The 25,520-nt window shown below is 63.2% G+C and carries 24 protein-coding genes; 8 read left to right on the plus strand and 16 right to left on the minus strand.

Annotation, left to right across the window (positions count from 1 at the left end; translation table 11 throughout):
• Nucleotides 1-395: 395 nt before the first annotated feature.
• From prpD to A9O65_RS03980, 4 genes are all read right to left on the minus strand, one after another.
• Nucleotides 396-1,880 carry a 2-methylcitrate dehydratase gene (gene prpD / locus A9O65_RS03965; protein WP_064701436.1) on the minus strand — a complete coding sequence of 495 codons (1,485 nt, stop codon included), beginning with the start codon at nt 1,878-1,880 and terminating at the stop codon, nt 396-398.
• Between the two features lie 99 nt (nt 1,881-1,979).
• The gene (prpC, locus tag A9O65_RS03970; protein WP_064700789.1) at nt 1,980-3,107 is read right to left on the minus strand and encodes a bifunctional 2-methylcitrate synthase/citrate synthase; all 1,128 of its coding nucleotides are present in this window, start codon (nt 3,105-3,107) and stop codon (nt 1,980-1,982) included.
• 38 nt (nt 3,108-3,145) lie between these two features.
• A complete protein-coding gene (gene prpB, locus A9O65_RS03975) occupies nt 3,146-4,036 on the minus strand; it encodes a methylisocitrate lyase (protein ID WP_064700790.1) in 891 nt (296 codons plus the stop codon).
• 1 nt (nt 4,037) lies between these two features.
• A complete protein-coding gene (locus A9O65_RS03980; protein WP_064701437.1) occupies nt 4,038-4,778 on the minus strand; it encodes a GntR family transcriptional regulator in 741 nt (246 codons plus the stop codon).
• Between the two features lie 227 nt (nt 4,779-5,005).
• Between A9O65_RS03980 and pabB the strand changes: the two genes are divergently transcribed.
• Nucleotides 5,006-6,364, plus strand: coding sequence for an aminodeoxychorismate synthase component I (pabB, locus tag A9O65_RS03985; RefSeq protein ID WP_064700792.1), 1,359 nt, complete (start codon nt 5,006-5,008; stop codon nt 6,362-6,364).
• A 119-nt stretch (nt 6,365-6,483) separates the two neighbouring features.
• Nucleotides 6,484-7,104 (plus strand): phosphoadenosine phosphosulfate reductase domain-containing protein, encoded by a 621-nt coding sequence (locus tag A9O65_RS03990; RefSeq protein WP_064700793.1) that lies wholly within the window; start codon nt 6,484-6,486, stop codon nt 7,102-7,104.
• A gap of 83 nt (nt 7,105-7,187) precedes the next feature.
• Here A9O65_RS03990 and cysB read toward each other — a convergent pair whose 3' ends face one another.
• On the minus strand, nt 7,188-8,159 hold the full coding sequence (gene cysB / locus A9O65_RS03995) for an HTH-type transcriptional regulator CysB (protein ID WP_064700794.1): 972 nt from the start codon (nt 8,157-8,159) through the stop codon (nt 7,188-7,190).
• 233 nt (nt 8,160-8,392) lie between these two features.
• On the opposite strand from cysB, the gene trxA reads away from it, so the two are divergent.
• Nucleotides 8,393-8,716: a thioredoxin gene (gene trxA, locus A9O65_RS04000; protein WP_064700795.1), complete on the plus strand. Its 324-nt coding sequence runs from the start codon at nt 8,393-8,395 to the stop codon at nt 8,714-8,716.
• 72 nt (nt 8,717-8,788) lie between these two features.
• On the opposite strand, the gene A9O65_RS04005 is transcribed toward trxA, so the two are convergent.
• The gene (locus A9O65_RS04005; protein ID WP_064700796.1) at nt 8,789-9,916 is read right to left on the minus strand and encodes an AI-2E family transporter; all 1,128 of its coding nucleotides are present in this window, start codon (nt 9,914-9,916) and stop codon (nt 8,789-8,791) included.
• 196 nt (nt 9,917-10,112) lie between these two features.
• Between A9O65_RS04005 and A9O65_RS04010 the strand changes: the two genes are divergently transcribed.
• A complete protein-coding gene (locus A9O65_RS04010) occupies nt 10,113-10,904 on the plus strand; it encodes an SIMPL domain-containing protein (protein ID WP_064701438.1) in 792 nt (263 codons plus the stop codon).
• 51 nt (nt 10,905-10,955) lie between these two features.
• Here A9O65_RS04010 and orn read toward each other — a convergent pair whose 3' ends face one another.
• Nucleotides 10,956-11,549 carry an oligoribonuclease gene (gene orn / locus A9O65_RS04015; RefSeq protein ID WP_064700798.1) on the minus strand — a complete coding sequence of 198 codons (594 nt, stop codon included), beginning with the start codon at nt 11,547-11,549 and terminating at the stop codon, nt 10,956-10,958.
• Nucleotides 11,550-11,635: 86 nt separating this feature from the next.
• Here orn and rsgA point away from each other — a divergent pair, with 86 nt between their 5' ends.
• From rsgA to asd, 3 genes are all read left to right on the plus strand, one after another.
• Nucleotides 11,636-12,688: a small ribosomal subunit biogenesis GTPase RsgA gene (gene rsgA, locus A9O65_RS04020; RefSeq protein WP_064701439.1), complete on the plus strand. Its 1,053-nt coding sequence runs from the start codon at nt 11,636-11,638 to the stop codon at nt 12,686-12,688.
• Between the two features lie 14 nt (nt 12,689-12,702).
• Complete coding sequence (locus tag A9O65_RS04025) at nt 12,703-13,530, plus strand: sulfurtransferase (RefSeq protein ID WP_170825700.1); 828 nt, start codon at nt 12,703-12,705, stop codon at nt 13,528-13,530.
• A gap of 137 nt (nt 13,531-13,667) precedes the next feature.
• Nucleotides 13,668-14,558, plus strand: a complete 891-nt coding sequence (asd, locus tag A9O65_RS04030; RefSeq protein WP_064701440.1) for an archaetidylserine decarboxylase — start codon at nt 13,668-13,670, stop codon at nt 14,556-14,558.
• Nucleotides 14,559-14,653: 95 nt separating this feature from the next.
• On the opposite strand, the gene epmA is transcribed toward asd, so the two are convergent.
• Both epmA and efp read right to left on the minus strand, forming a co-directional pair.
• Complete coding sequence (epmA, locus tag A9O65_RS04035; protein WP_064701441.1) at nt 14,654-15,628, minus strand: EF-P lysine aminoacylase EpmA; 975 nt, start codon at nt 15,626-15,628, stop codon at nt 14,654-14,656.
• Between the two features lie 144 nt (nt 15,629-15,772).
• Complete coding sequence (efp, locus tag A9O65_RS04040; RefSeq protein WP_064700803.1) at nt 15,773-16,339, minus strand: elongation factor P; 567 nt, start codon at nt 16,337-16,339, stop codon at nt 15,773-15,775.
• 108 nt (nt 16,340-16,447) lie between these two features.
• Between efp and epmB the strand changes: the two genes are divergently transcribed.
• The gene (gene epmB / locus A9O65_RS04045; protein WP_064700804.1) at nt 16,448-17,473 is read left to right on the plus strand and encodes an EF-P beta-lysylation protein EpmB; all 1,026 of its coding nucleotides are present in this window, start codon (nt 16,448-16,450) and stop codon (nt 17,471-17,473) included.
• A 66-nt stretch (nt 17,474-17,539) separates the two neighbouring features.
• On the opposite strand, the gene leuA is transcribed toward epmB, so the two are convergent.
• The 7 genes from leuA to parC form a co-directional block, all read right to left on the minus strand.
• Nucleotides 17,540-19,246: a 2-isopropylmalate synthase gene (leuA, locus tag A9O65_RS04050; RefSeq protein ID WP_064700805.1), complete on the minus strand. Its 1,707-nt coding sequence runs from the start codon at nt 19,244-19,246 to the stop codon at nt 17,540-17,542.
• Nucleotides 19,233-19,403 carry a hypothetical protein gene (locus A9O65_RS17325; protein ID WP_170825699.1) on the minus strand — a complete coding sequence of 57 codons (171 nt, stop codon included), beginning with the start codon at nt 19,401-19,403 and terminating at the stop codon, nt 19,233-19,235. The genes leuA and A9O65_RS17325 overlap by 14 nt, the downstream gene beginning before the upstream one ends.
• 147 nt (nt 19,404-19,550) lie before the next feature.
• Entirely contained in the window at nt 19,551-19,907 is a 357-nt protein-coding gene (locus A9O65_RS04055) for a protealysin inhibitor emfourin (RefSeq protein WP_069383402.1), read from the minus strand.
• Nucleotides 19,904-20,929 carry a M4 family metallopeptidase gene (locus tag A9O65_RS04060; RefSeq protein ID WP_064701442.1) on the minus strand — a complete coding sequence of 342 codons (1,026 nt, stop codon included), beginning with the start codon at nt 20,927-20,929 and terminating at the stop codon, nt 19,904-19,906. Before A9O65_RS04060 ends, A9O65_RS04055 begins: the two co-directional genes overlap by 4 nt.
• 90 nt (nt 20,930-21,019) lie before the next feature.
• A complete protein-coding gene (locus A9O65_RS04065; RefSeq protein WP_064701443.1) occupies nt 21,020-21,880 on the minus strand; it encodes an ion transporter in 861 nt (286 codons plus the stop codon).
• Nucleotides 21,881-21,890: 10 nt separating this feature from the next.
• Nucleotides 21,891-23,102, minus strand: a complete 1,212-nt coding sequence (gene serB / locus A9O65_RS04070) for a phosphoserine phosphatase SerB (protein ID WP_064701444.1) — start codon at nt 23,100-23,102, stop codon at nt 21,891-21,893.
• Between the two features lie 88 nt (nt 23,103-23,190).
• Nucleotides 23,191-25,449 (minus strand): DNA topoisomerase IV subunit A, encoded by a 2,259-nt coding sequence (parC, locus tag A9O65_RS04075; RefSeq protein WP_064699395.1) that lies wholly within the window; start codon nt 25,447-25,449, stop codon nt 23,191-23,193.
• Nucleotides 25,450-25,520: the final 71 nt, after the last annotated feature.

Below are 25,520 nucleotides of genomic sequence, written 5' to 3' on the forward strand. Positions count from 1 at the left end.
CGTATTCTACCGATTCGATGCCTGGCGTCAAGCTCGATCTTCTCCGAGAGCGACGCACCTCATGGAGGCGACTTCGAATCGAGCCCTCAGCGGGCCCTGTAGCGAGTGGCGAGCATTTTACCGAAATCGGCGTTCCTGTCAACCGGCGAATTCCGAAGCGATTCGAAAAACCCTAAGTAAAACAGGCGCTTCCACCACCCTTCACCGCTTGCGACGTTGCCCGTCGCCGGCAGCGGATGCGTACTTTACGGATACAGCGCCGAGGACGCAAGCCCTGCAGACAAAAAATATAGCCCAGTCGCAAGCATCCCGCCATGGGCACGTCGTGCCTGGCAGGATGCATCACGGCCAAATGGGCACCCGGCACCGCCATGCCGGCCAGGTGTGGCGGGCCTTCAGATCACGAACAGGTCGACGAACTTGTTGACCGGCGTCTCTTCGAGCCTCGGCTGATCCTTGCACAATGCCATGATCGCCTCGCACCGCCCTCCCGGAAAACGGGTCGCCAGGTTGCGCTTGAACTTTTCTTCCAGCACCGGGATACCCTCGGCACGACGGCGACGATGGCCGATCGGGTATTCGACCTCGACCTTGTCGGTGGCACTGCCATCCTTGAAGAACACCTGGATGGCATTGGCAATGGAGCGACGCTCGGGATCGTAATAGTCGCGGGAGTAGCGCTCGTCCTCGACGACTTCCATCTTCTCGCGCAACTCATCGATGATCGGATGGGCAGCGTGGAAGTCATCTTCATAGTGCTCGGCCACCAGGTTGCCGAAGATGAGCGGTACTGCCGTCATGTACTGCAGGCAGTGATCGCGATCGGCGGGGTTGGCAAGCTTGCCGGACTTGGAAATGATGCGAATCGCCGAGTCATGGGTCGTCAGCACGATCCGGTCAATGTCGTCCAGGCGGTCCTTGACCTGCGGATGCAGGGTCACGGCTGCCTCGCAGGCGGTCTGGGAATGGAACTCGGCAGGGAAGGAAATCTTGAACAACACATTTTCCATGGTGTAGGTGCCAAACTCGCGCTGGAAGGTGAACTTGCGCTCTTCCAGAGGCTTGAGAGATAGATCCTTGTTGGAATGGCTGAAAGCCACGTCGTAGAACCCCCATTGCGGCGCACTCAGCACGCCGGGGATGCCCATCTCGCCGCGCAGGGCGATATCGGCAAGCCGCACGCCCCGGGACGTCGCGTCCCCTGCTGCCCAACTCTTGCGGGACCCGGCATTGGGGGCATGACGATAGGTTCGCAGGCTCTGGCCGTCGGCCCAGGCATGCGACAGGGCAGACAACAGCTGCTCACGATCGGCCCCCATCATCTTGGCCGTCACGGCGGTGGTGGCCACCTTGACCAGCACCACGTGATCGAGCCCGACGCGGTTGAAAGAGTTGTCCAGCGCCAGGATGCCCTGAATCTCGTGCGCCATGATCATGGCCTCGAGCACATCACGCATGGTCAGCGGCGCTTCTCCCTCGGCGACACGCTTCTGTGACAGATGATCAGCCACCGCCAGAATGCCGCCCAGGTTGTCGGAGGGATGCCCCCACTCGGCAGCCAGCCAGGTATCGTTGTAGTCCAGCCAGCGGATGATGGCCCCGATGTCCCAGGCGGCCTTGACCGGATCCAGCCGGAAGGAGGTGCCCGGCACACGAGCGCCGTGCGGTACAACCGTGCCTTCGACCAGTGGCCCGAGGTGCTTGGTGCATTCGGGAAAGCGAAGCGCCAGCAACCCACACCCCAGCGTATCCATCAGGCAATTGCGCGCGGTATCCAGCGCTTCGTCACTGTCGATGCGGTAGTCGAGCACGTAATCGGCGATCTTGCGCAGCTCAGCGTCATAGTCCGGACGGACATTGCTTTCGACGGTCTGGCTCATTGGGACGGTTTCCTCATTGTGAAAGGGATCGGGGCAGGCCTCGCCACCGTCGAGACGCACGGTGGCGATAACCGGGTAGCCGCCAAAAAGGCGAAACGATCAGTCGCGCTGCTCGATCGGCACCCACTCGCTCTTCTCGGGGCCGGTATAGTCGGCGCTTGGACGAATGATGCGATTGTTCTCGCGCTGCTCGAAGACATGGGCACACCAACCGGTGACCCGCGAGCAGACGAAGATCGGCGTGAACAGCTTGGTCGGGATGCCCATGAAGTGGTAGGCGCTGGCATGGAAGAAGTCGGCATTGCAGAACAACTTCTTCTCGCGCCACATGACGTCTTCGACGCGCTCGGATACCGGATAGAGAACGCTGTCGCCCACATCCTCGGCGAGCCGGCTCGACCAATGCTTGATGATGGCGTTGCGCGGATCGGACTCGCGATAGATGGCATGCCCGAAGCCCATGACCTTCTCCTTGCGCTCCAGCATGCCAAGCAGTTCACGCTCGGCCTCATCGGGCGACTGCCAATTCTCGATCATCGCCATGGCCGCCTCGTTGGCGCCACCGTGAAGCGGACCACGCAATGAGCCGATGGCACCGGTCACGCAGGAATGCATGTCGGAAAGCGTCGAGGCGCAGACCCGAGCGGTAAAGGTGGAAGCGTTGAACTCATGCTCGGCATAGAGAATCAGCGAGACGTTCATGACCCGGGCGTGCAGTTCCGAGGCCGGCTCATCACGCAGCAGGTGCAGGAAGTGGCCCCCCACGGACTCGTCATCGGTCTCGGTGTCGATGCGCACGCCATCGTGAGAATAGCGATACCAGTAGCAGATGATCGAGGGCAGCACGGCGAGCAGGCGATCGGCGGTGTCCTGCTCCTGCTCGAAACTCTCCTCGGTCTCCAGGTTGCCGAGCATGGACGCGCCGGTGCGCATCACGTCCATGGGATGGGCACTGGCCGGAATCTGCTCGAGCACTGTCTTGAGCGCGGCGGGCAGCCCTCTCAGGCCCTGAAGCTTGGCAACATAGGCATCGAGTTCGGCCTGATTGGGCAACTTGCCTTTCAACAGCAGGTAAGCCACTTCCTCGAAGCGCGCCTTGTCGGCCAGTTCCTTGATATCGAAACCGCGATAGGTCAAGCCGGAACCGGACTTGCCAACGGTGCATAGTGCCGTGGAGCCGGCGCTTTGGCCACGTAGACCGGCACCACCAATCGGTTTGTCTGCCATCTCGTGTCTCCTCGTGATGAACGGATTAGGCGAACGCCCTACTCGTTACCGTCGTTGCCGGTGAACAGGGCATCGAGCTTGCGTTCGAAATCGTGATAATTGAGGAAGTCGTAGAGTTCCTCCCGCGTCTGCATCTGGTCCACCACCTCACGCTGGTGACCGTTGTCGAGAATGCTCCGATACACGTTGAGCGCCGCGGCGTTCATGGCACGAAAGGCGGAAAGCGGATAAAGCACGATCCGGCAGCCCACCTCGGCCAGCTCCTGCTGCGAGAACAGCGGCGTCGCCCCGAACTCGGTAATGTTGGCCAGGATCGGCGCATCGACGCACTCGCAGAAGGCGCGATAATCGTCCAGGGTATGCACCGCTTCAGCGAAGATGGCATCGGCACCGGCCTCGATGCAGGCGTTGGCACGCTCGATGGCCGCCTCCAGCCCCTCCTTCTGGAAGGCATCGGTGCGAGCGATCAGATAGAAGTCCGGATCCATCCGGGCATCCGCCGCCGCCTTGATGCGGTCGACCATCTCCTGTCGAGAGACAATGGCCTTGTTGGGGCGATGTCCGCAGCGCTTCTGGGCTACCTGGTCCTCGAGATGCACGGCGGCCACACCGGCGCGTTGCATCTCCTTGACGGTACGCGAGATGTTGAAGGCCCCTCCCCAACCGGTATCGATATCCACCAGCAGAGGCAGATCGGTGGCACCACAGATGCGATGCGCATCCTCGACCACATCATTCATGGTGGTCATGCCGAGATCGGGCAGGCCGAAGGAGGCATTGGCCACGCCGCCTCCGGACAGATAGACCGCCTGGTGACCGACCCGCTCGGCCATCATCGCCGTATAGGCATTGATGGTCCCGACGACGGGCAACGGCCGATTGGCGTCCAGGGCAGCACGGAAACGCGCACCGGGTGTGGGGTGTGTCATGTCAATCTCCATTATGAGTCGGACGTGTCCTCTCGGACATTTCTCCGTCCTGATTCAAGGCAGCGGCGTAACGGTCGACGACGTTTTCCCGGGAGGCGCTGACGTGACGACGCATCAGCAATTCGGTAAGCTCGGCGTCTCCGGCCTCGATGGCATCGACGATGCGATGGTGTTCGACGAAGGCTCGCTGGGGCCGGGTGCCACTGGCGCTGAACTGGGTGCGATACATGCGGACCAGGTAATAGAGGTCATCGCACAACAGCCCCATCAGCATGCGGTTGTGGCTGCCCTGAACGATGCGGTAATGGAAGTCCAGGTCGCCTTCGCGCTGGTAATAGGCCTCCCCGCGACGCAGGTCCGATTGTCGCTCGTGCACGGCCAGCACCTCGCGAAGGCCGGCGATTTCCTCGGCATTCATGTGTTCGGCCGCCAGGCGTGCCGCCATGCTCTCCAGGGCCTCACGAACATCGAAGAGCTCCAGCAGCTCCTTGATCGACAGCTTCACCACCCGGGCGCCGACATGCGGCACCCGTTCGATCAACCGGTGCGCCTCCAGACGCCGCATGGCCTCTCTCAAGGGGCCGCGGGAAATCCCGTAGGCCTGCGACAGGCCGGGTTCGGTAATCTTGCTGCCCGGCGCCAGCTCACCCCGCACGATGGCATCCTGCAACTGTTGAAAGACCCGTTCCGCCAGGGTGCGGACTTCAGGCGTGGCGACCGTTCCGGGTAGGGCGTTGTTCATGGCAATTGTCGACAATAAGGTGAATGAAAGCACTCTAGCCAGCCCCCATTATCGGGTCAACACGCCGCCAAATGGAATCCCCTCCCCCTTTGGTTGTAGACAACCAAGCCGACCCTCGCAGAAATGTCGACAATGAATGCGTCGCGTTGATCCAGGCTGCCGGTTCGGCTGGGACAAATGCCGTCAAGGCGCCTAGAATATTGCGCCTGTTGAGGTAAGGCGCGCCCATGACATCACCACTCGAAATCACCCCACTGCCGTACCGGACCTCGCCTCTGGAGACCTTTGCGGTCCTGCGTCATCGCCCAGGTGCCGTGCTGCTCGACAGCGGCCGTCCCGAAGCCCCTGGAGGGCGCTACGACATCCTGTCGAGTGACCCACTGGAAACGTTCGAGCTGTCGGGCAACAGTCCGGCCACCGCCCATGAACGGAGCGCCCCCTTCCAGGCCCAGAAGGCTCTGCTGGAACGGCTGCCTCACGTGGTTCCCGACAGCGACCTGCCCTTTCTCGGTGGCTTGATCGGCTACTGGAGTTACGACCTGGGACAGCAACTCGAACCGATCCCCGGCAACGCCACGACGGTGGCCAAGCTACCGGCCAGCCGCGTCGGCCTCTATGACTGGGCCATCATCCAGGATCATCAACGCCATGAGGCCTGGCTGGTGGCCAGCGCTCCGCGGCGCGCCCAGGTGCTGGCATGGTTGAACGCCTCCCCGCCCGCGAGCGAGACCTTCCGCCTGACCGGCCCCTTCCAGCCCGAACAAAGCCGCGATGACTATCTGGCGCGTTTCGATGCCGTGCAGCATTACATTCGCGCGGGCGACTGCTACCAGATCAATCTCGCCCAGCGTTTCAGCGCCCCCTACAGCGGCGATCTGTGGCACGCCTATTGCCGTCTGAGGCGCGCCACGCCCACGCCTTTTGCCGGCTTCATCGCCTGGGGCGATCAGGGCATCCTCTCGCTCTCGCCGGAGCGTTTCCTGCATTGCGCCGATGGCCATGTGGAAACCCGGCCGATCAAGGGCACCCGTCCGCGCGGGCATACCGACGCCGAAGACCAGGCGCTCGCCGAGGCACTCACTTCCAGCGTCAAGGATCGTGCCGAGAACGTGATGATCGTCGACCTGCTGCGCAACGACCTGGGACGGGTCTGCCGCCCCGGCAGCGTCCGGGTACCGCAGCTCTGCGCCCTGGAGAGCTATGCCAACGTTCATCATCTGGTCAGCGTGGTCACCGGCGAACTGGACGCGGCACACTCGCCGCTCGATCTTCTCGCCGCAGCCTTTCCGGGCGGCTCCATCACCGGCGCCCCCAAGGTGCGCGCCATGCAGATCATCGACGAGCTGGAGCCTTCCGAGCGCAGCGCCTACTGCGGCAGCCTGGGCTATGTCGACGTGCGGGGCCGCATGGATACCTCCATCGCCATTCGTACCGCCGTGGCCGACGCTGGGCGACTGCACCTCTGGGGCGGCGGTGGCCTGGTGGCGGACTCACGCGGCGATGAGGAGTACACCGAGACGCTCGACAAGATCCGTCACTTGATGCAATCCCTGGCAACATCGGAAGAACAACACCACCAGGAATAAGAAAACACCACCCTTAAACCCCAAAGGAATAAACATCCAATGAATCGGTATTGGGGAAGCCGGTTGCAGCTCTGCTAGTGTGGCATCCAGATTGAATGTCACCATCCGGGAGCTTCCCTATGGAGCCGCAACTCGACGTCATCAACCGTGATCTCGGCAACGACCCCGAGGCCTTGATTCGCTGGTCCCTTCAACAGGGCAGCCAGCCTATCTGCACCACCAACTTTCGCCCCTTCGAGGCGGTCATCCTGCACATGGTGGCGCGTCAACGGCCGGATATTCCCGTCGTGTGGATGGACCACGGTTACAACACCGAAGCGACCTATCGCTTCGCCGATGCGCTCGTCAAGCGCCTCGGACTCAACCTGATCACCTATCTTCCGAAGCGCTCGCGGGCCCATCGCGAGGCGGTCGAGGGGCCGACGCCAGGCATCGACGATCCGCGTCATGCAGCCTTCACCGAAGAGGTCAAGCTCGAGCCCTTCAATCGCGCCCTGCGCGAGATGGCGCCGGATGTCTGGTTCACTGCGCTGCGCGCCGAGGACACACCGGAACGCGCTCGCATGGCGCCGGTGACGCGCAATGCCGATGGCCTGCTCAAGATCGCCCCCTTGCTACACTGGACGGCACGCGACATGTACCAGTACCTGCAGGCCCACGATCTGCCCAACGAATTCGACTACTTCGACCCCACCAAGGTCGAGGAAAAGCGCGAGTGCGGGCTGCACCTGCAGCACTGAGTCGACCTGCCCCGAACGCCAGCGCCCGTCCATATGGACGGGCGCTGGCGTTTTGACATGGCGACATCACGAATGGGGAAGTGTCACCTCACCGGCAACTCGATATCCCGGAACAACGCCTCCTCATGGCGAGGCCCGGCCTCCAGGGCAGCTTCCACCAGCTCGCGCTCCAGATGCCCGGCGAAGCCCTTGAGGAAGTCATACATGTAACCACGCATGAAAGTACCTCGCCGGATACCGATCTTGGTGGTGGAGCTGGCGAACAAGTGGCTGGCATCCAGCGCCACCAGATCATCGTCCTGGTCCGGGTCGAAGGCCATGTGAGCCACGATGCCCACCCCCATGCCCAGGCGCACATAGGTCTTGATCACGTCCGAATCGGCGGCGGTCAGCACCACATTGGGCGAGAGTCCCTTGGCCCGGAAGGCATCGTCGAGTTGCGAACGCCCAGTGAAACCGAACACATAGGTCACCAGCGGATGCTCGGCCAGGGCCTCCAGGGTCAGTGGCTCGACTTCCGCCAGCGGATGGCCCCGGGGCACCAGTACGCAACGGTTCCAGCGATAGCAGGGCAACAGCACCAGATCGTTGAACAGATCCAGCGACTCGGTGCAGATCGCGAAATCAGCCTGGCCGTCACTGACCATCTGGGCAATCTGGCGGGGCGTGCCCTGCTGCATGTGCAAGGCCACGTCCGGGTAACGGCTGGTGAATTCTCGAATCACCGGCGGTAGGGCATACCGGGCCTGGGTATGAGTGGTCGCGATGGCCATGCTGCCACGCCGCTCATCGCTGTGCTCCTGGGAGACATGCTTGATGTTGTCCGTCAGTCGCAACACCTGGCCGGCCAGCTCGATGATCGCCTCCCCGGCCGGCGTCACCCGAGTCAGGTGCTTGCCGCTGCGCGCGAAGATCTCGACACCGAGCTCATCCTCAAGCAGACGTATCTGTTTGGAAATGCCGGGTTGCGAGGTATAAAGGCTTTGGGCGGTCGCCGAGACATTGAGATTGTGGCGCGAGACTTCCCAGATGTATCTCAACTGCTGGAGCTTCATGACCCTCCCCCTTGCATGCCGCGACAGCAACGACAGTCCATTGCGACATAAAAAAATAGTTTATGATTACTTTATAGCATATCATTGTTGCCGTCACCTGAACGACCCGGCATGCCTCCCAAGTCGCACGCGGATTTGCCAGCATCCCGGTCGACCGCTACCATCGACCGACCAGCATGCTTGCATGCTCGATCTTCCGCGCGATACGCGCAACGTAGTAACTGGAGAATCCCATGGCCAATAACGTCGATGTCACCAACGCCAACTTCGAGCAGGAAGTCCTCAACGCCGAGACCCCGGTCCTGCTGAAGTTCTGGGCTCCCTGGTGTGGTCCCTGCAAGGTCATGGCACCGGTGGTCGACGAGGTCGCCGAGGAGCGCGAAGGCAACCTCAAGATCGTCAGCATCAATGTGGACGACGCGCCGGAAATCGCCGCCGAGCAGGGCGTACGAGGTGTCCCCACCGTGATGCTGTTCAAGTCCGGCGCCAAGGTCGCCTCTCTGGTCGGAGCTCAGTCCAAGTCACAGTTGATCCAGTTCATCGACCAGAACGCCTGATCGACTCCGGGTCAGCTCAGCGACACGACGCGCCCCGGGCCTGCCCTGGGGCGCGTTCGTTGCATGTGACGCTCAAGCGCTCGTCTCTTCCCCTGTTTCGCCCTTGTCATCATTATCATCACGTCTGGAGGGCGGCTGGTCGGCCTTCTCGATAGGTGACGTGCCCGGCCCCAGCAAGTGGGCGATCCAGCGCGTCTGCGGATGACTGTCCAGGGCGATCTTGAGGGTCATCGTCAACACGACCGACAAGAGCATGCCCACCACGCCGAACACCCAACCCCAGACGACCAGTGACAGAAAGGCCACGAAGGTGGACAAGCCCAGCGCTCGCCCCATCACCCTGGGCTCGATGATATTGCCGAGCACGAAGTTGACGCCCAGGTAGGCACCACTGAGGATCAGCGCCTTGACGAGACCACCGTCAGGGGACACCAGCAACAACAGGACCGGCGGCACGGCAGCGATCGCCGAGCCGATGTTGGGAATGTAGTTGAGCGCGAACGCCAGCACCGCCCAGAGCAACGGGAATTCCACGCCCACCAGTTGGCAGGCCACCCAGATCAAGGCGCCGGTCGCCAGGCTCACCAGTGTCTTGACCGCCAGGTAACGTTTCAGGGTCATGCTGAATTCCTGAAAGCGACGCAGGCTCGGGGCGGGATTGGCGAGTGCGCGCGACAACTTGTCGCGGAAGTTCAGCGTCTCGAAGAGCAGGAACATGACCAGCAAGGCCACCACCACGCTCTGCATCATCAGGTTGCCCACCTGGCCGAGCAGCGCCGGAATCCAGTCGCCGAACCTGTCGGCATCGAACAGGCCGGACAGCCAGCCAGTGTCGATGGCCAGCCCCAGGTTGGCCAGCCCATCGAGAATGCCGAGATAGTACTGGTAGAGCTTTTCCTCGATGCCCGGCAGTTCCTCGACGAAGGTCCCGAAGCTGTTGACCAGCAGAATGCCCAGCAGCGAGATGAAGCCCCCGATCACCACCAGGGTTAACCAGACCGACAACCGCCGGCTCAGGCCCAGGCGATGCAGCCACTGCACCGGGGCCGTGCAGACCACCGCGATGAACAGCGACAGCAGCAGGGGAACCAGCAACCCCGCCCCGACCCGCATGCCGGCGATGATGATGACCAGGGCGGCCAGCGCCAGCGTCAGATTGAGAGGAATGCTACGCTCGAAATCGTCATCGGGTCGCGCCATGCCCGCCATACTCCACAGGTGATAGGAGTGCTCATGATGCCGCCTGCCTTGTCAGGGTACAAATGCGCCGACGCCAGGTTGCGGTCGTGGATCGTGCAGCAAATACGCAACTCGACATCGGCACTCAGACATCAGGGAACCCGACCCAGCTCCGTGAGTTCCAACCACAGACCTTAACCGCGAAAAGGAAAGCGCCATGTCTCTCGTTCGTCGACACTCGCTACTACCGGGCGCCCTGCTCTCCGCCCTGCTGCTCGCCACTCCCCTAGTGGCCGCCGCGCAACAGGACACTCCCCGCAACCGGCTGGATGTGCAGGCTCGGGCCGAACTTCAGGTCGTACCGGATGAAGCCACCCTGAGCGCACGCCTCTGGGAACGCACCCCGGCCATCGCTCAGCGCGAGGAAGCCAAGGCCGATCCCGAGGCGCTGGCCGAGGCACGCAAGCGCCTCGAAGAGCGTGCCGCCACCCTGATCCAGACCCTGGAGGATGCCGGGCTGGAACGTGACGCCATCAGCGCAGGATCGCTGCGCGTGCAACCCGAGATCCTGCAAGGCCAGCGTAAAGAAGAGTCAGAGCCTACACCGCTGGTGCGGACGCGCCTGGAGCGCCCCTTCCAGATCGAGATCAGTGATCTCGACGATCTGCCGATGATGCTCGATGCCCTCACCGAGGCCGGCGTCAATGCCCTCGACGGCGTGACCTACGACCTCTCCGACCGCGAACAGGCCACCGACGAGGCACTGACCAAGGCACTGGAAAAGGCACGCCACAAGGCAGAGCTGATGGCCCGGACCCTGAACGTGACCCTGGGTCCGGTGATCAACGTGAGCGAGAATCAAGCCCCGGTGTTCCAGCCCCGCATGATGGCCATGAGCGCCGATGCCGTCCAGGAAAGCGCCGGCGGCGCCAACGCGGAATACCGCCCCGGCACCATCACGCTCGATGCCATGGTCAATGTCAGCTGGGAAATCGAATCCGAGCAGTAAACGACCGTCGACGGGCAAGTCCTCCAGGGGCTTGCCCGCCCCGCCGAGGCGTCACTCCTCCTCGTCGCTGTCCTCGTCATCCAGGCGCAGGAACGTACGGCGATAGTGCGCCAGCTCGGCAATGGATTCCTTGATGTCGTCCATCGCCAGATGCACGTTGCGCTTGCCAAAGCCGACCAGTGCCCCCGGGTTCCAGCGCTTGGCCAGTTCCTTGAGCGTGGAGACATCGAGATTTCGATAGTGGAAGAAGGCCAGCAGCTCGGGCATCTCCCGCTCCAGGAAACGCCGATCCTGATGCACGCTGTTGCCGCACATGGGCGATGTGCCAGGCGTCACATGCTCGTGCAGAAACGCCAGGGTACGCCGCTCGGCCTCGGCGGTATCGATGTCGCTGGTGCGCACCCGCTCGGTCAGCCCCGAGCCGCCATGGGTCTTGCGGTTCCAGTCGTCCATGGCCTCGAGCAACGCATCGGGCTGATGGACGGCAAGTACCGGGCCCTCTGCCACTACGTTCAAATCGGCATCGGTCACCAGCGTGGCGACCTCGATGATGCGCTCGCGCTCGGGATCGAGCCCTGTCATCTCCAGATCGATCCATACCAGGCGCTGGGCACGGGGATCTTGCGTATCGTTCATTGCAGCCATGAGGGTTCCTCGCTGGACGGCCGGCTGGCGACAGCCAGGCCCGTTGGTGAGTACAATGCCGTCATTGTACCGACCTTCGGGCCACCATGAGCAAACGCAAGCTGAGCCGCCAGCAGCGCTGGCGCATCGAGAAGACCCAGGCCGAACGCGCCCGACGCGCCAAGCAGCGCGACGATCACGATACCGAACGGCTGGCCGCCGGCGAATACGGCCCCGAACAGCCCGGCCGGGTGATCGCCCACTTCGGCCACAGCCTGGAAGTGGCGCCGGCAGACGGCGGCGCCACGACACGCTGCCACCTGAGAGCCAACCTCGAAGGGCTGGTCACCGGCGACCGGGTGATCTGGCGAGCCGGAGAGGACGGCAGCGGCGTGGTCGTCGCCCGGGAGCCGCGCGATACCGTGCTGGAGCGCCCCGATGCCCGGGGCCGCCTCAAGCCGGTGGCAGCCGGCATCGACCAGATCCTAATCGTCTTCGCCGTGGAGCCGGAGCCCCATGCCAACCTCATCGACCGCTACCTGGTCGCTGCCGAAGCCACCGGCATTCCTCCGGTTCTGGTGCTCAACAAGATTGACCTGCTGCCCGATGAGGGCGGCGAGTTGCGCTCCCTGCTGGATCGCTATGCGACACTCGGCTACCCAGTAGTGACCACCACCACGGCCACCCGCACAGGTCTCGAGGCTCTGCAGCGCCAGTTGAAAGGCCGCACCTCGGTATTCGTCGGCCAGAGCGGCGTTGGCAAGTCCTCGCTCATCGACCGCCTGCTGCCCGATGAGGAGCTGCGCATCGGCGCCCTGTCCGAGGACAGCCGCAAGGGAACCCACACCACGACCACGGCGCGGCTCTACCGCTTCCCGGGCAGCGCACCCCCGGACAGTGCACTCGGCGAGGACGACAGCGGCGGGGAGCTGATCGATTCCCCGGGAATCCGCGAATTCGGCCTGACCCACCTCGATGCGGACCAGATCGCCGATGGCTTCATCGAGTTCCGCGACTATCTGGGTCGCTGCCGCTTCCGCGACTGTCGGCACCGCGCCGAACCGGGCTGTGCCCTGCTTGCCGCCGTGGAGCGCGGCGAGATCCATGCCGACCGCTTTGCCAGCTATCGACGTATCGTCGATAGTCTCGAAGAGACCTGAGTCAGGAGAACGCCATGAGTTCCGAAGACAACCTCTTGCCCTTGATCATCGAGCCTGAACAGCTCGCCGAGCATCTCGATGCACCAGAACTGTTGATCATCGACGTCCCCCTCAAGGCCGAGAGCCATGAGCAGGGACACGTTCCCGGCGCCGTTTACCTGGATCATCGCCGCCTGCTGCGCGGAGAAGGCGAGGTGCCCAACGAGGTGCCTTCGGAGGAAGCCCTCTCGCGCCTGTTCTCGTCTCTGGGCCTGACCCGGGATACCCATGTGGTCGCCTACGATGACGAAGGCGGCGGCTGGGCCGGTCGACTGCTGTGGACCCTGGAGCTGCTCGGCCACACCCGCTACTCCTATCTCAACGGTGGCATACATGCCTGGCGGGCCGCGGGCCAGGCAGTCTCGACCGAATCACACACACCGACCCCGAGCGACTACGAAGCCGAGATCCGCCACTCCGATGTCGCCATCGATCGCCACGAGATCGCCGAACGACTGGGCGAGCCGGGTTTTGCCATCTGGGACGCTCGCAGCCGGGACGAATACCTCGGCCACAAGGGCAACAACCAGCGGCTCGGCCATATCCCGGGCGCGGTCAACCTGGACTGGACCGACGCCATGGACAAGGAACGCCAGTTGCGCATTCGCGACTATGCGGAATTGATCACCGAACTGGAGGCTCTTGGCCTGACGCCCGACATGGAAATCGCCACTCACTGCCAGAGCCATCACCGAAGCGGCTTCACCTGGCTGGTTGGCAAGGCACTGGGGTTCAGGATGCGCGGCTACGCCGGCTCCTGGCAGGAATGGGGCAACCGTGACGATACGCCGATCGAAAAATAAGCGGCAAGACGCGGCTACGCCGCTTGAAGACGGAAGACCGGCGCTTCGCGCTTTGAAGAGGGAAGAAAACCAAGTCGCTGTCTTCCTTCTTCATTCTTCCCGCTGATCACTCATGCAATTGACCGGAACGTTTCCACGTGACCCTAGCCAAACTCTTTTCCCTGATTCAATACCCGTTGCCCCACCACGCCCTGTCACGCCTGATGGGACGACTCGCCGATTGCCGGGTGACCTGGATCAAGGACCTGGCCATCCGCACCTTCATCCGCCGCTTCGGTGTCGACATGACAGAGGCACGGCAACCGGATCCGGGAGCCTATGCCAGCTTCAACGACTTCTTCACCCGCCCCCTGAAGGAGGACGCCCGCCCGATCGGCGAAGGCCTGGTATCGCCTGCCGATGGTACCCTGTCCCGCTTCGGCGCCATCGAGTCAGGGCGGCTGATCCAGGCCAAGGGCCGCGAATTCACCGTCACCGAGCTGCTCGGCGGAGACAGCACCGCCGCTTCCCGCTTCCATGGCGGCAGCTTCGCCACGGTCTACCTCTCCCCCCGCGACTATCATCGCGTGCACATGCCGGTGACCGGCACCCTGCGCGAGATGACCTATGTGCCGGGGCGGCTGTTCTCGGTGAACACCGCCACCACCGGGCATGTGCCCCGACTGTTCGCCCGCAACGAGCGCCTGGTCTGCCACTTCGACACCGAGCACGGGCCCATGGTCCTGGTACTGGTCGGTGCCATGATCGTCGCCGGTATCGAAACCGTCTGGGCCGGCCAGATCACCCCGCTTCCCCGCCGCGGCATCCAGCGCATACGCTTCGACACCCCGGTGCATCTGGCAAAAGGAGCCGAGATGGGCCGCTTCAAGCTCGGCTCCACCGTGGTGATGGCCTTTGCCGAGCCGGTCGATTTCGTTTCCGGAAAACGGGAACGCAAGGTGCAGATGGGACAACGCCTGGGCAGCCTCAGTCTTTCCGAGCCCGCCCAGACGTTGTCTGAAAAGACGGGCCCGGAGAGGACAAGGTGAGGCCCGAGGAAATGCGGAACCAATAGCCGAACATGGTGATGAAGTGCACGGCGCGCCTTGCGCTCCACGACACCCGATAAGCTCTTCAGCGTTTCCTACGCTCGCGGCGTGGCAAACGCCATCACGTCGGCCACGGACGCCTTGCCCAGCGCCAACTGGATCAACCGATCGAGCCCCAGCGCGACACCGCTGCCCGCCGGTATGCCTGCCTCGAGCGCGGCCAGCAGGCGTTCGTCCACGTCCACCTCGGGCAGGCCGGCGGCACGACGGGAGGCATTGTCCTCGGTGAAGCGGGCTCGCTGCTCCCCGGCATCGGTGAGCTCGTCATAGCCGTTGGCGAGTTCCAGCCCACCAAGATAGATCTCGAAGCGTGAAGCAACCCACTCGCCATCCTCGGGATCCTGGTGGCGCCGGGCCAACGCCGCCTGGCTGGCCGGATAATCGATCACCACATCGAGACCATCACGCCCCAGCATCGGCTCGATGACCAGGCTCATCAGCAGATCGAGGCAGTCATCGCGGGACGCCTGCGCCATGTCGAGCTCGCCCCACTCGGCGGCCAGCCGACGCAGTGCATCGAGAGGCTCGCGGAAAGGATCGAGCGCCAGGTGCTCGCGGAACAGCTCGCGATAGCGTCGGCGACGCATGGCGCCAGGAGCTTCGGGCAGCACTCGCCGAATCAACGCCTCGGTCTCCGACATCAACGCGTCGAGGGTGAACCCGGGGCGATACCACTCCAGCATGGTGAACTCGAGGTTGTGGCGTCTACCCACTTCGCCGTCCCGAAAGCTTCTGGCCAGCTGGAAGATCGGACCGCTGCCGGCCGCCAGCAGCCGCTTCATGTGGAACTCCGGCGAGGTCTGCAGCCACAGGCGCTCAAGCCCCGCCGACGTCGAGGCCCGGCAGGCCAGCGAGGCTAGATGCACATCGGTGCTGCCGCCGTGACCGAGCACCGGCGTTTCCACTTCCAGCACGCCACGCTCGGCGAAGAAGGCACGCACCTCGCCGAGCAACCTCGCCCGCTCACGCAGCGTCGCGACCTCGGCGGTAGGCCACCACTCGATGGACATCAGGAACTCCTCCAGAAACGCGAAAGCCACGCCGAAGCGTGGCCATCAATGCCGTAACAAGCCGGAAGGCGACTACCACGCCGAAGGGCACCGGAAAGGCGTCTTCTTGGCGCTCACCGCTCACGGCGCTGGACGCAACCCGACTCACGCACGGCCGACATACTCGCCGGTACGTGTATCGACCTTCAGCACCTCGCCCTCGTTGATGAACAGCGGCACGCGCACCACGGCGCCCGAGGAGAGCGTGGCCGGCTTGGAACCACCCTGGGCCGTATCGCCCTTGAGACCGGGGTCGGTCTCGGTCACTTCCAGCTCGATGAAGTTCGGCGGCGTGACGTTGATGACGTTGTCGTTCCACAGAGTAACGGTGTAGACCACCTGCTCCTTGAGCCACTTCTCGGTATCGCCCAGGGCCTTCTTCTCCACCGGATACTGCTCGAAGGAACCATCGTTGAGCATGAAGTACCACATCTCGCCATCGGTATACAGGTACTCCATGTCCAGCTCGAGGACATCAGCCCCTTCCAGAGACTCGCCAGACTTGAAGGTACGCTCCCAGACACGACCGGTCATCAGATTGCGCAGCTTGACCCGGTTGAAGGCCTGGCCCTTGCCCGGTTTGACGTAATCGTTCTCGAGGATGGCACAGGGATCGCCATCCAGCATGACCTTCAAACCGCCCTTGAATTCGTTGGTAGAATAGTTCGCCATGATGTTTTACCCATATTCGAGCGCGCCACCGACCGGGGTCGAGGGCGCGCACAAGCAAGAGACATGTCTCGAGGGCCTATCCCTCGCACGTATCGACTGGTGTCGCGCATGATAACCCGAAGCCCTATCCCTTTGCAGCGCCAGGCCCCGACACCTTCCCCCGGCGCCTGGCAGGCCCAGCTCAGCGGCGCCATTCGTGATCCTCGCGAGCTGTGTCGTCGCCTGGCACTGGACGAACGCTGGTGGCCTGGCGCCGCAACCGGCCATGCGCTGTTCGAGGTACGCGTACCCGAGGCCTATCTGGCGCGCATTCGCCCGGGCGACCCACACGACCCCCTGCTACGGCAGGTGCTGCCTCTGGATGAGGAAAGCCGTTCGATACCGGGCTTCGTCACCGACCCGCTGGAAGAACGCGAACATACCCCCAAGCGTGGCCTGATCCACAAGTACGCCGGGCGCGTGTTGCTGATCGCCAGCCCTGCCTGTGCGATCAACTGTCGCTATTGCTTTCGCCGGCATTTTCCTTACGACGAGAATGCACCTTCGCGTGCCCAGTGGGCCAACACCCTGGACTACCTGCACGCCGACGATTCGATTCGCGAGGCCATTCTCTCCGGCGGAGATCCGCTGGCAGCCAGCGATCGACAACTCGGCTGGCTGGTGGAACAACTCGAGGCGATTCCTCATCTCAAGCGCCTGCGTATCCACACCCGCCTGCCGGTGGTGATTCCCGACCGCATCGACGAGGCCCTGCTCGATTGGCTGGGACGCACACGTCTGCAAAAGGTGGTGGTGCTGCACATCAACCATCCCAACGAGATCGACGAAGCGGTGATCGATGCCTGCCGCCGGCTACGCGGCGCCGGGGTCACCCTGCTCAACCAGAGCGTGCTGCTGGCCGGCGTCAACGACGACGTGCCCACCCTGGCAGCACTCTCCGAGCGGCTTTTCGAGGCCGATGTGCTGCCCTACTACCTCCATGTGCTCGATCCAGTGGAAGGAGCTGCTCATTTCGAGATCGACGACGCTGCAGCGCGTATGCTGGTCGACACCCTGCGTCGCGAGCTGCCAGGTTTTCTGATGCCGACACTGGTACGCGAGATACCCGGCGAGGCCAGCAAGACACCGCTCTGAAGAGGAAAGGGAGAAGAAAGAGGGAAGAATTCTCTTCCCTCTTTCCAGCGGCGCACAACGCCAGACTCAGGCCAGCGTCTCGGCCGTCACGTTGGGCGCCGGCGCTTCGGTGGAAAGTTGCCGGTTGATGGCACTCAGTACTCCCTTGATCGAGGCACTGGTAATGCTCTCATCGGTACCAACACCAAACACGGCCTCGCCATTGATCCTGACCTCGACATAGGCGATCGCCTCGGCGTCCGCCCCCTGGCCTCGGGAGTGCTCGTGGTAATCGATGATCTCCACATCATGCCCTTCGGCGGCCAGCGCCTTGATGAAGGCAGCCAGCGGCCCGTTGCCCTCTCCCTGGATGGTCCTTCGCGCCCCGTGCTCCTCGATGGTTGCCTCGAGATTCACCACCGGGCTGTCGGGCTCTGAGGACATGCGATGGCTGGCCAGGGAGAAAGGCTGATCCTTCTCCAGGTACTCGTCGCGGAATGCCTGGTAGATCATCTCGGAGGTGATCTCGCGGCCCAGCCGATCGGCCACTTCCTGGACCACCTGGCTGAACTCGATTGACAGCCGGCGCGGCAGCTCGATGCCGTGCTCCTGTTCCAGCAGATAGGACACGCCGCCCTTGCCGGACTGGCTGTTGACGCGGATCACCGCCTCGTAGCTACGGCCCACATCCATCGGATCGATGGGCAGATAAGGCACCGCCCAGACACCATCCGGATCTTCGCGGCGCGCCGCCATGCCCTTCTTGATGGCGTCCTGGTGGGAGCCGGAGAAGGCGGTGAACACCAGGTCGCCCACATAAGGATGGCGCGGGTGTACCGGCAGCTGGTTGCAGTACTCCACCTCGCGCATGATCGGCGTGATGTTGGAGAAGTCGAGCTTCGGATGCACACCCTGGGTATAGAGGTTCATGGCCAGGGTGACGAGATCGACGTTACCGGTGCGCTCGCCATTGCCGAACAGGCAACCCTCGACCCGGTCGGCACCGGCCATGACCGCCAGCTCGGCGGCAGCCACGCCGGTGCCGCGATCGTTGTGCGGATGCACGCTGACGACCAGGCAGTCGCGACGCGCGACGTGGCGACAGAACCACTCGATCTGGTCGGCATAGTTGTTGGGCGTGGCGCACTCCACGGTGGCCGGCAGGTTGACGATCATCGGCGCCTCGGCAGTGGGGCCGAACGTCTCGCTCACCTTGTCGACGATCTCCACCGCGAAGTCCATCTCGGTGGTGGAGAACAGCTCCGGCGAATACTGGAAGGTCCAACGGGTCTCCGGTGCCGCCGCCATGTGCTCTCGGATGCGAGTGGTGGCATCCACGGCGATCTGGATACACTCGGCCTTGTCGACGTTGAACACTACCCGACGGAAGACCGGGTCCGTGGCATTGTAGACGTGAACGATGGCCTTCTTGGCGCCCTTCAACGCCTCGAAGGTCCGATCGATCAGGTGCGGGCGCGCCTGGGTGAGCACCTGAATGGTGACATCGTCCGGCACCTTGTCGTCCTCGATCAGCGAACGCACGAAGTCGAAGTCGGTCTGCGAGGCCGAAGGGAAGCCGACCTCGATCTGCTTGAAGCCGATCTTCACCAGCAGATCGAAGAAGCGCTGCTTGCGCTCCTGGTCCATGGGATCGATCAGCGCCTGGTTGCCGTCACGCAGGTCGACGGCACACCACTGGGGCGGCTGCTCGATGCGTCGGCTCGGCCACTGCCGATCCGGCAGGTCGACGGCCACGAAGGGGCGGTACTTGGTGGAGGGGTTATCGAGCATCATGGCGGCATTCTCCCTGGGGCAGTGACGGATACAAACGACAACGCCCCGCCTGCCGGATGGCAAGCGGGGCGCCGAGAAAGTCGAAACGCATTTCAGATCGACGGACGATGGCGTCGCAGGAAATGGCAATGTCGGTGGAAATGATGGCGGTAGACATGGAACAACCTCGTTGTCGACGTTACGAATGGGCGACGCAAGCGCCGTCGCCCGGCGCGCTCAGCGGCGGGCTAGTAGTCGTAGGTCGAGAACGAGGTTGTACGATGTCGTGTTCATGACTCTAGAAAATCAGGACTCGTGGCCCGTGTCAAGCGGGGCCACTTTCATCCGCCGAAAAAGGCTCGCTGAGGGCGAGTCGCCACCAGCGCAGCAAGCTGTCGGATACGGAGTCCTCGGCGACCGTCAGGCTCCAGACCGGCGTCTCGCTCCCGTCCTCTACCCCAAGGTGCAGCAACCGCCGGTCAGCTCCCGGTACCTGACGCTCTCCATATCTCGCCGCCTCGTCCAGCAAGGCCTGCAGCTCGGCACGCTGCGCCTCGCTGCAGCGATCGCAACGGATCCGACGCGGCCGGGCCAATCCCGGCATGTGCGCCACGCCACCCTCACGACTCAGCCGCAGCACACTAGCTCGAGTCAGGCGCGGTGCCCCATCGTCAGCATTCACGACAGCACTCCCACCGCCCGCCAGGCCTCGTGGACGGCACGCCTCACCTCGCCGTCGGTCCCGAAACGCCGGCCGGCATTGTCCAGGGTCAGCTCGGCGAAGGCCACAAAGTCACTGTTCCGGGCCAGGCGCTCGTCGACGAGAGTGTCGTACCAGACCTGCCCCGCTTCTTCCCAGGCATGCCCGCCTAACGCCATGGCAGCATGATGGAAGGCACGATTGGGGATCCCCGAGTTGATGTGCACCCCGCCATTGTCGTCCTGGGTCTCGACGAAATCCCGCATGTGCCCCGGCTGCGGATCACGGCCCAGGAGCGGATCGTCGTAGGCGGTACCCGGTGCTGCCATGGAGCGCAGCGCCTGCCCCTCGACCCGATCCGTGAACAGACCGGCGCCGATCAGCCAGTCGGCGCTCTCGACATCCTGTCCCAACCGATGCTGCTTGACGAGGCTGCCGAAGACATCCGCCAGGGATTCATTGAGAGCACCGGCCTGATCCGCGTAGACCAGCGCAGCCTCGTGCTGGATCACGCCATGCGTCAGTTCGTGCGCAATGATGTCCAGTGCGATGGTGAAACGATTGAAGAGCTCGCCGTCTCCATCACCGAAGACCATCTGCCGGCCATCCCAGAAGGCATTCTCGTAATCCTCGCCGTAATGCACGGTGGCCAGCAACGCCATGCCCCGATCGTCCAGGGAATGACGCTGGAAGGCCTCCCAGTACAGTGCGTAGGTCGCTCCCAGGCCCTGATAGGCCTCGTCCACGGCGGGATCACCGCTGGCCTCTTCCCCCTCGCTGCGCACCCGCTCGCCCGGCAGCTCGCGGGTATGACCGGCGGAATGGACATGGCGCACGGGCTCGCCGCGTCGAGCGCTGCCTTCCGGCAGCTCGGCAGCACCGGCCCGGGCACGGAACCCCTGATCGTCATGAAGCGTTCGGTAGGCACGATCACGCTGTCTGGCATTGCGCGAACCCGCAATGCGCTCAAGCAGGTAGGGGGGCAAAAAAGGGCGAATCGGCATAGTCCTCACTCACATCCTCCTTGGCGTTCCATCCGGCCTCGATCACTTCCCTTTTGGAGGTCCACCGGGCCGGTTTCGTTCCATGGCTCGTCAGGACGAGTCTGCCAGTTTTCTGGATGACGCCTCCCCATGCTGCTGAATCAACAGGGTCTCCAGCCTCGCCACCTGCTCGTGCAATTCACGCACGTCGCCACGCAGGCCCTGTATTTCGGCCGCTTCGCCCTCGCCGCTTTCCAGCTCGATCGCCATGCTTTCCTTCTGCATCACATCCAGCACGATACCGATCATCATGTTCAGGAAAATGAAGGCAGTGAGGAAAATGAAGGTCAGGTAATACAGCCAGCTCCAGGCGAAATCTTCCTGGGTGGCATACATGATATCGGTCCAGTCCTCGAAGGTCGCAATGCGAAACAACGTCAGCATGGCAACGGCGATGTTGCCCCAGAGATAATCGTCGACATCAGCAAAAAGAAAACTGCCGATCGCGGCGTAAATATAGAAGATGATGAACATCAACAACGCCACATAACCCATCCGCGGAATCGACTTGACCAGCGCGGCCATCAACATGCGCAGTTCGGGAATCATCGAGACCAGTCGCAAGACCCGGAAGATCCGCAGCAATCGCGCCAGCAGGACCATGTCCGACTCGCCCATCGGGATCAGGCTTGCCGTGACGATCAGGAAGTCGAAGACATTCCAGCCCTGTTTGAAGAAGTCACGTAGGCGTTTCTCCGCCGCCATGCGAATCAGGATTTCCACGAGGAAGAACACCGTGACCGCCATGTCCATTGCCAGCAGCCAATAGTGAAAGCGGCTGGTTTCCTCGTAGGTCTTGGCGCCGATCAGCAAGGCCGACACGACGATGATGGCAATGACCACCGCCTCGAAGAACTTGTTGGCGCGGATGCGTTCGAAGCGGTCGCGCCAGGTCAATAACTGCGTACTCACGCCGATACCCTCACCCCCGTTCCTCTAGATCCACCTGTCGATAACCGATCAGATAGAGCACGCCATCGAGGCCGAGCGTCGAGATGCTCTGCCTGGCCTGCTGCCGCACCACTGGCTTGGCGCGGAAGGCAATCCCCAGGCCGGCAGCGGCCAGCATCTTGAGATCGTTGGCACCATCGCCCACGGCAATGGTCTGCTCCATGGCCAGTCCTTCCCGCTCGGCAATCTCGTGCAGCAGTTGCGCCTTGCGCTCCGCATCGACGATGGGCTCAAGAACCTCGCCGGTCACCTTGCCATTCTCGATCACCAGCTCATTGGCATGCACTTCGTCGAAGCCGAGCCGTTGCTGGAGATATTCGGCGAAATAGGTGAAACCGCCGGACAGGATGGCGGTACGATAGCCAAGCCGCTTGAGATGGCGCATCAGGCGTTCCACGCCATCCATCAGGGGTAGTTGCTCGGCGATCTCGGCCAGCACCGACTCATCGAGGCCACGCAACTTGGCCATGCGTTCGCGAAAGCTCTGCTGGAAGTCCAGTTCGCCGCGCATGGCACGTTCGGTGACCTCGGCGACTTCCTCGAAGACACCATGACGACGCGCCAGTTCATCGATGACCTCGGTCTGGATCAGGGTCGAGTCCATGTCGAAGCACACCAGGCGACGATGGCGACGCCAGATGGAATCTTCCTGCAGAGCGATGTCGATACCATGGGCGGCCCCCAGCGCCAGGGCCTTTTCGCGCAGCGTCTCGATCTCCACGTCGTCGCCACGCAGCCAGCACTCGATGCAGGCGCCATGCTCCGGCACCTCGCCATCCAGCGGTTCGCGCCCGGATAACCGATGGATCAACTCGACGGTCAGCCCCTGCTCGGCGGTCAGTGCCCCGACCTCGGCCAGAATCCCGGCCGGCAGATGTGGCGCCAGCAGCGTCATGATCAGGCGCGGCTGACCGGCCTGCAGACTCCAGCGGTGATAATCCTCGGCACTGACCTGGATCGCCTGGACATCCAGCCCCAGCTCGTCTCCGGCCGCCGACAAAGCGCCTTCGAGATCGGCCTCGCGCTCCAGCCCCACCAACGCCTCCAGGGAGACGATGCCGAAGGTGACACTCTGGTTGATGTCCAGCAGCCGAGCGCCGCTGTTCGCCAAGGCTCGCCCCAGCCCCGCCAGTTGGCCGGGGCGGGCGCTTCCGGTCGCGCGAATCAAAACTCGTCTTGTCATATTAACCCTAGGTGGAAGAAGGAAGAACGGCGCTGCGCGCCTGGAAGAAGGCAGAAACCACTATACCTCACCTCTCTTCTTCCCACTTCTACCCTCCGTCTTCCGCCTCAAGCCGGTCGACCTTCTGCAGTCCTCGCGGCAACTTGCTGCCACGACGACCGCGCTCTCCTCGATAGTAATCCAGGTCGCTGGCCCGGAGCGTGAGCTTGCGTTTACCGGCGTGCACCACCAGGGCCTGTCCGGGCCCCAGCAGGGTCAGGTCGCGCAGGAATTCCTCGCGACGGGCGGCACGGGCGCCGGGGATATCGATCATCTTGTTGCCCTTGCCCTTGGCCATCTCGGGCAACTGGTCGAGGGGAAAGACCAACAGGCGCCCTTCATTGGAGACCGCCGCCACACTGACCCCCTCGCCTTCGGGGACCATCAGCGGCGCCAGCACATTGCAGCCCTTGGGCACCGACAGCACGCCCTTGCCCGACTTGTTCTTGCCGGTCAGCGCCTCGAGCGGCGCGATGAAGCCATAGCCACCGTCCGAGGCCAGCAGGTAGCGCGTCCCGGGCGGTGCCAGCATCACGCCGGCCATGTGGGCACCGGCCGCCACATTGACCCGGCCGGTGACCGGCTCGCCCTGACTGCGTGCACTGGGCAGGTTATGGGCGCTCAGCGTGTAGGCACGACCGGTGTCATCCAGCAGCACCAGAGGCTGGTTGGTCTTCCCGCGGGCAGCCAACGCGAACCGGTCGCCGGCCTTGTAGGAAAGCCCGGCAGGATCGATATCGTGGCCCTTGGCACTGCGGATCCAGCCTTTCTCGGAGAGCACGACGGTGACAGGGTCGGCACCAACGAGCTCCACCTCGGAAAGCGCCCGGGCTTCCTCGCGCTCGACCATCGGCGCACGACGCGGATCACCATATTGTTCGGCGGCTTCACGCAACTCACGCTCGATGAGGTCGGTCAGGGCTGCCTCGTTGCCGAGCAGTTCCTTCAGACGCTTGCGCTCTTCCTCCAGCTCGTCCTGCTCGCCACGGATCTTCATCTCCTCGAGCTTGGCCAGGTGGCGCAGGCGCAGCTCGAGGATCGCCTCGGCCTGGCGCTCGCTCAGACCGAAGGCCTCGATGAGTGCGGGCTTGGGTTCATCCTCTTCACGGATGATGCGGATGACCTCATCGATATTGAGATAGGCGGTCAGCAACCCCTCGAGGATGTGCAGCCGGTCCTCCACCTTGCCGAGACGATGCTCGAGACGTCGCCGCACCGTGCTGCGCCGGAAGTCCAGCCATTCGCCGAGCAGGGCGGCCAGCGACAGCACCCGGGGACGACCGTCCAGGCCGATCACGTTCATGTTGACGCGGATGTTCTTCTCGAGGTCGGTGGTGGCGAACAGGTGCGCCATCAACGACTCGATGTCCACCCGATTGGAGCGCGGCTCGATGACCAGCCGCGTCGGCTCCTCGTGGGTGGATTCGTCACGCAGGTCGGCCACCATCGGCAGTTTCTTGGCCTGCATCTGGGCGGCGATCTGCTCCAGCACCTTGGCACCACTCACCTGGTAAGGCAGGGCGGTGATCACTACATTGCCCTCTTCCCGCTCGAAGCGGGCCCGCACTTTCACCGAGCCCCGGCCGCTCTCGTAGATCTTGCGCAGGTCGGAGGCCGGCGTGATGATCTCGGCTGCAGAGGGGAAATCGGGCCCGGGCAGGTAGGCCATCAACTCGGCGGTAGTCGCCTCGGGCTGGCGAAGCAGGTGACAGGTGGCCTCGACGACCTCACCCACGTTGTGCGGCGGGATATCGGTCGCCATGCCCACGGCAATGCCAGTACCGCCATTGAGCAGCACATGCGGCAGGCGCGCGGGCAGTACCACCGGCTCGTTCATGGTGCCGTCGAAATTGGGCGCCCAGTCGACGGTGCCCTGACCAAGCTCGCTGAGCAGCACCTCGGCGAACTTCGACAACCGCGCCTCTGTATAGCGCATGGCGGCGAAGGACTTGGGATCGTCGGGGCTGCCCCAGTTGCCCTGGCCGTCCACCAGTGGATAGCGATAGCTGAAGGACTGCGCCATCAGCACCATGGCCTCGTAACAGGCGCTGTCGCCGTGAGGGTGGAACTTGCCCAGTACATCACCGACGGTACGCGCCGACTTCTTGTACTTGGCATTGGCGCTGAGCGCCAGCTCGCGCATGGCATAGACGATGCGCCGCTGCACCGGTTTCATGCCGTCACCAATGTGCGGCAAGGCCCGGTCGAGGATGACGTACATCGAATAATCGAGATACGCCTTCTCGGTATACTCGCGAAGGGACAGGCGCTCGACGTCGCCCTCCGCTACCTGGATATCCATGGTCATAGCACGGTGACCTTTTTATACGATCGTGGGATCTTTGAGGAGAGTGCCCTCTTCAACCTCTGTGATGAACT

The organism is Halomonas caseinilytica (assembly GCF_001662305.1).
GTDB classification, from domain to species: Bacteria; Pseudomonadota; Gammaproteobacteria; order Pseudomonadales; family Halomonadaceae; genus Halomonas; species Halomonas caseinilytica.

Bases quoted from the DNA above. Each gene is read 5' to 3' on its own strand.
- epmB (WP_064700804.1), top strand. From the start codon at position 16,448: ATGATAACCCGAAGCCCTATCCCTTTGCAGCGCCAGGCCCCGACACCT.
- efp (WP_064700803.1), bottom strand. From the start codon at position 16,339: ATGGCGAACTATTCTACCAACGAATTCAAGGGCGGTTTGAAGGTCATG.
- cysB (WP_064700794.1), bottom strand. From the start codon at position 8,159: ATGAAGCTCCAGCAGTTGAGATACATCTGGGAAGTCTCGCGCCACAAT.
- A9O65_RS04025 (WP_170825700.1), top strand. From the start codon at position 12,703: ATGAGTTCCGAAGACAACCTCTTGCCCTTGATCATCGAGCCTGAACAG.
- rsgA (WP_064701439.1), top strand. From the start codon at position 11,636: ATGAGCAAACGCAAGCTGAGCCGCCAGCAGCGCTGGCGCATCGAGAAG.
- epmA (WP_064701441.1), bottom strand. From the start codon at position 15,628: ATGTCCATCGAGTGGTGGCCTACCGCCGAGGTCGCGACGCTGCGTGAG.
- A9O65_RS03980 (WP_064701437.1), bottom strand. From the start codon at position 4,778: ATGAACAACGCCCTACCCGGAACGGTCGCCACGCCTGAAGTCCGCACC.
- prpB (WP_064700790.1), bottom strand. From the start codon at position 4,036: ATGACACACCCCACACCCGGTGCGCGTTTCCGTGCTGCCCTGGACGCC.
- leuA (WP_064700805.1), bottom strand. From the start codon at position 19,246: ATGATGCTCGATAACCCCTCCACCAAGTACCGCCCCTTCGTGGCCGTC.
- A9O65_RS04005 (WP_064700796.1), bottom strand. From the start codon at position 9,916: ATGGCGCGACCCGATGACGATTTCGAGCGTAGCATTCCTCTCAATCTG.
- orn (WP_064700798.1), bottom strand. From the start codon at position 11,549: ATGGCTGCAATGAACGATACGCAAGATCCCCGTGCCCAGCGCCTGGTA.
- pabB (WP_064700792.1), top strand. From the start codon at position 5,006: ATGACATCACCACTCGAAATCACCCCACTGCCGTACCGGACCTCGCCT.
- A9O65_RS17325 (WP_170825699.1), bottom strand. From the start codon at position 19,403: ATGTCTACCGCCATCATTTCCACCGACATTGCCATTTCCTGCGACGCC.
- parC (WP_064699395.1), bottom strand. From the start codon at position 25,449: ATGACCATGGATATCCAGGTAGCGGAGGGCGACGTCGAGCGCCTGTCC.
- A9O65_RS04060 (WP_064701442.1), bottom strand. From the start codon at position 20,929: ATGCCGATTCGCCCTTTTTTGCCCCCCTACCTGCTTGAGCGCATTGCG.
- A9O65_RS04010 (WP_064701438.1), top strand. From the start codon at position 10,113: ATGTCTCTCGTTCGTCGACACTCGCTACTACCGGGCGCCCTGCTCTCC.
- prpD (WP_064701436.1), bottom strand. From the start codon at position 1,880: ATGAGCCAGACCGTCGAAAGCAATGTCCGTCCGGACTATGACGCTGAG.
- trxA (WP_064700795.1), top strand. From the start codon at position 8,393: ATGGCCAATAACGTCGATGTCACCAACGCCAACTTCGAGCAGGAAGTC.
- prpC (WP_064700789.1), bottom strand. From the start codon at position 3,107: ATGGCAGACAAACCGATTGGTGGTGCCGGTCTACGTGGCCAAAGCGCC.
- A9O65_RS03990 (WP_064700793.1), top strand. From the start codon at position 6,484: ATGGAGCCGCAACTCGACGTCATCAACCGTGATCTCGGCAACGACCCC.
- serB (WP_064701444.1), bottom strand. From the start codon at position 23,102: ATGACAAGACGAGTTTTGATTCGCGCGACCGGAAGCGCCCGCCCCGGC.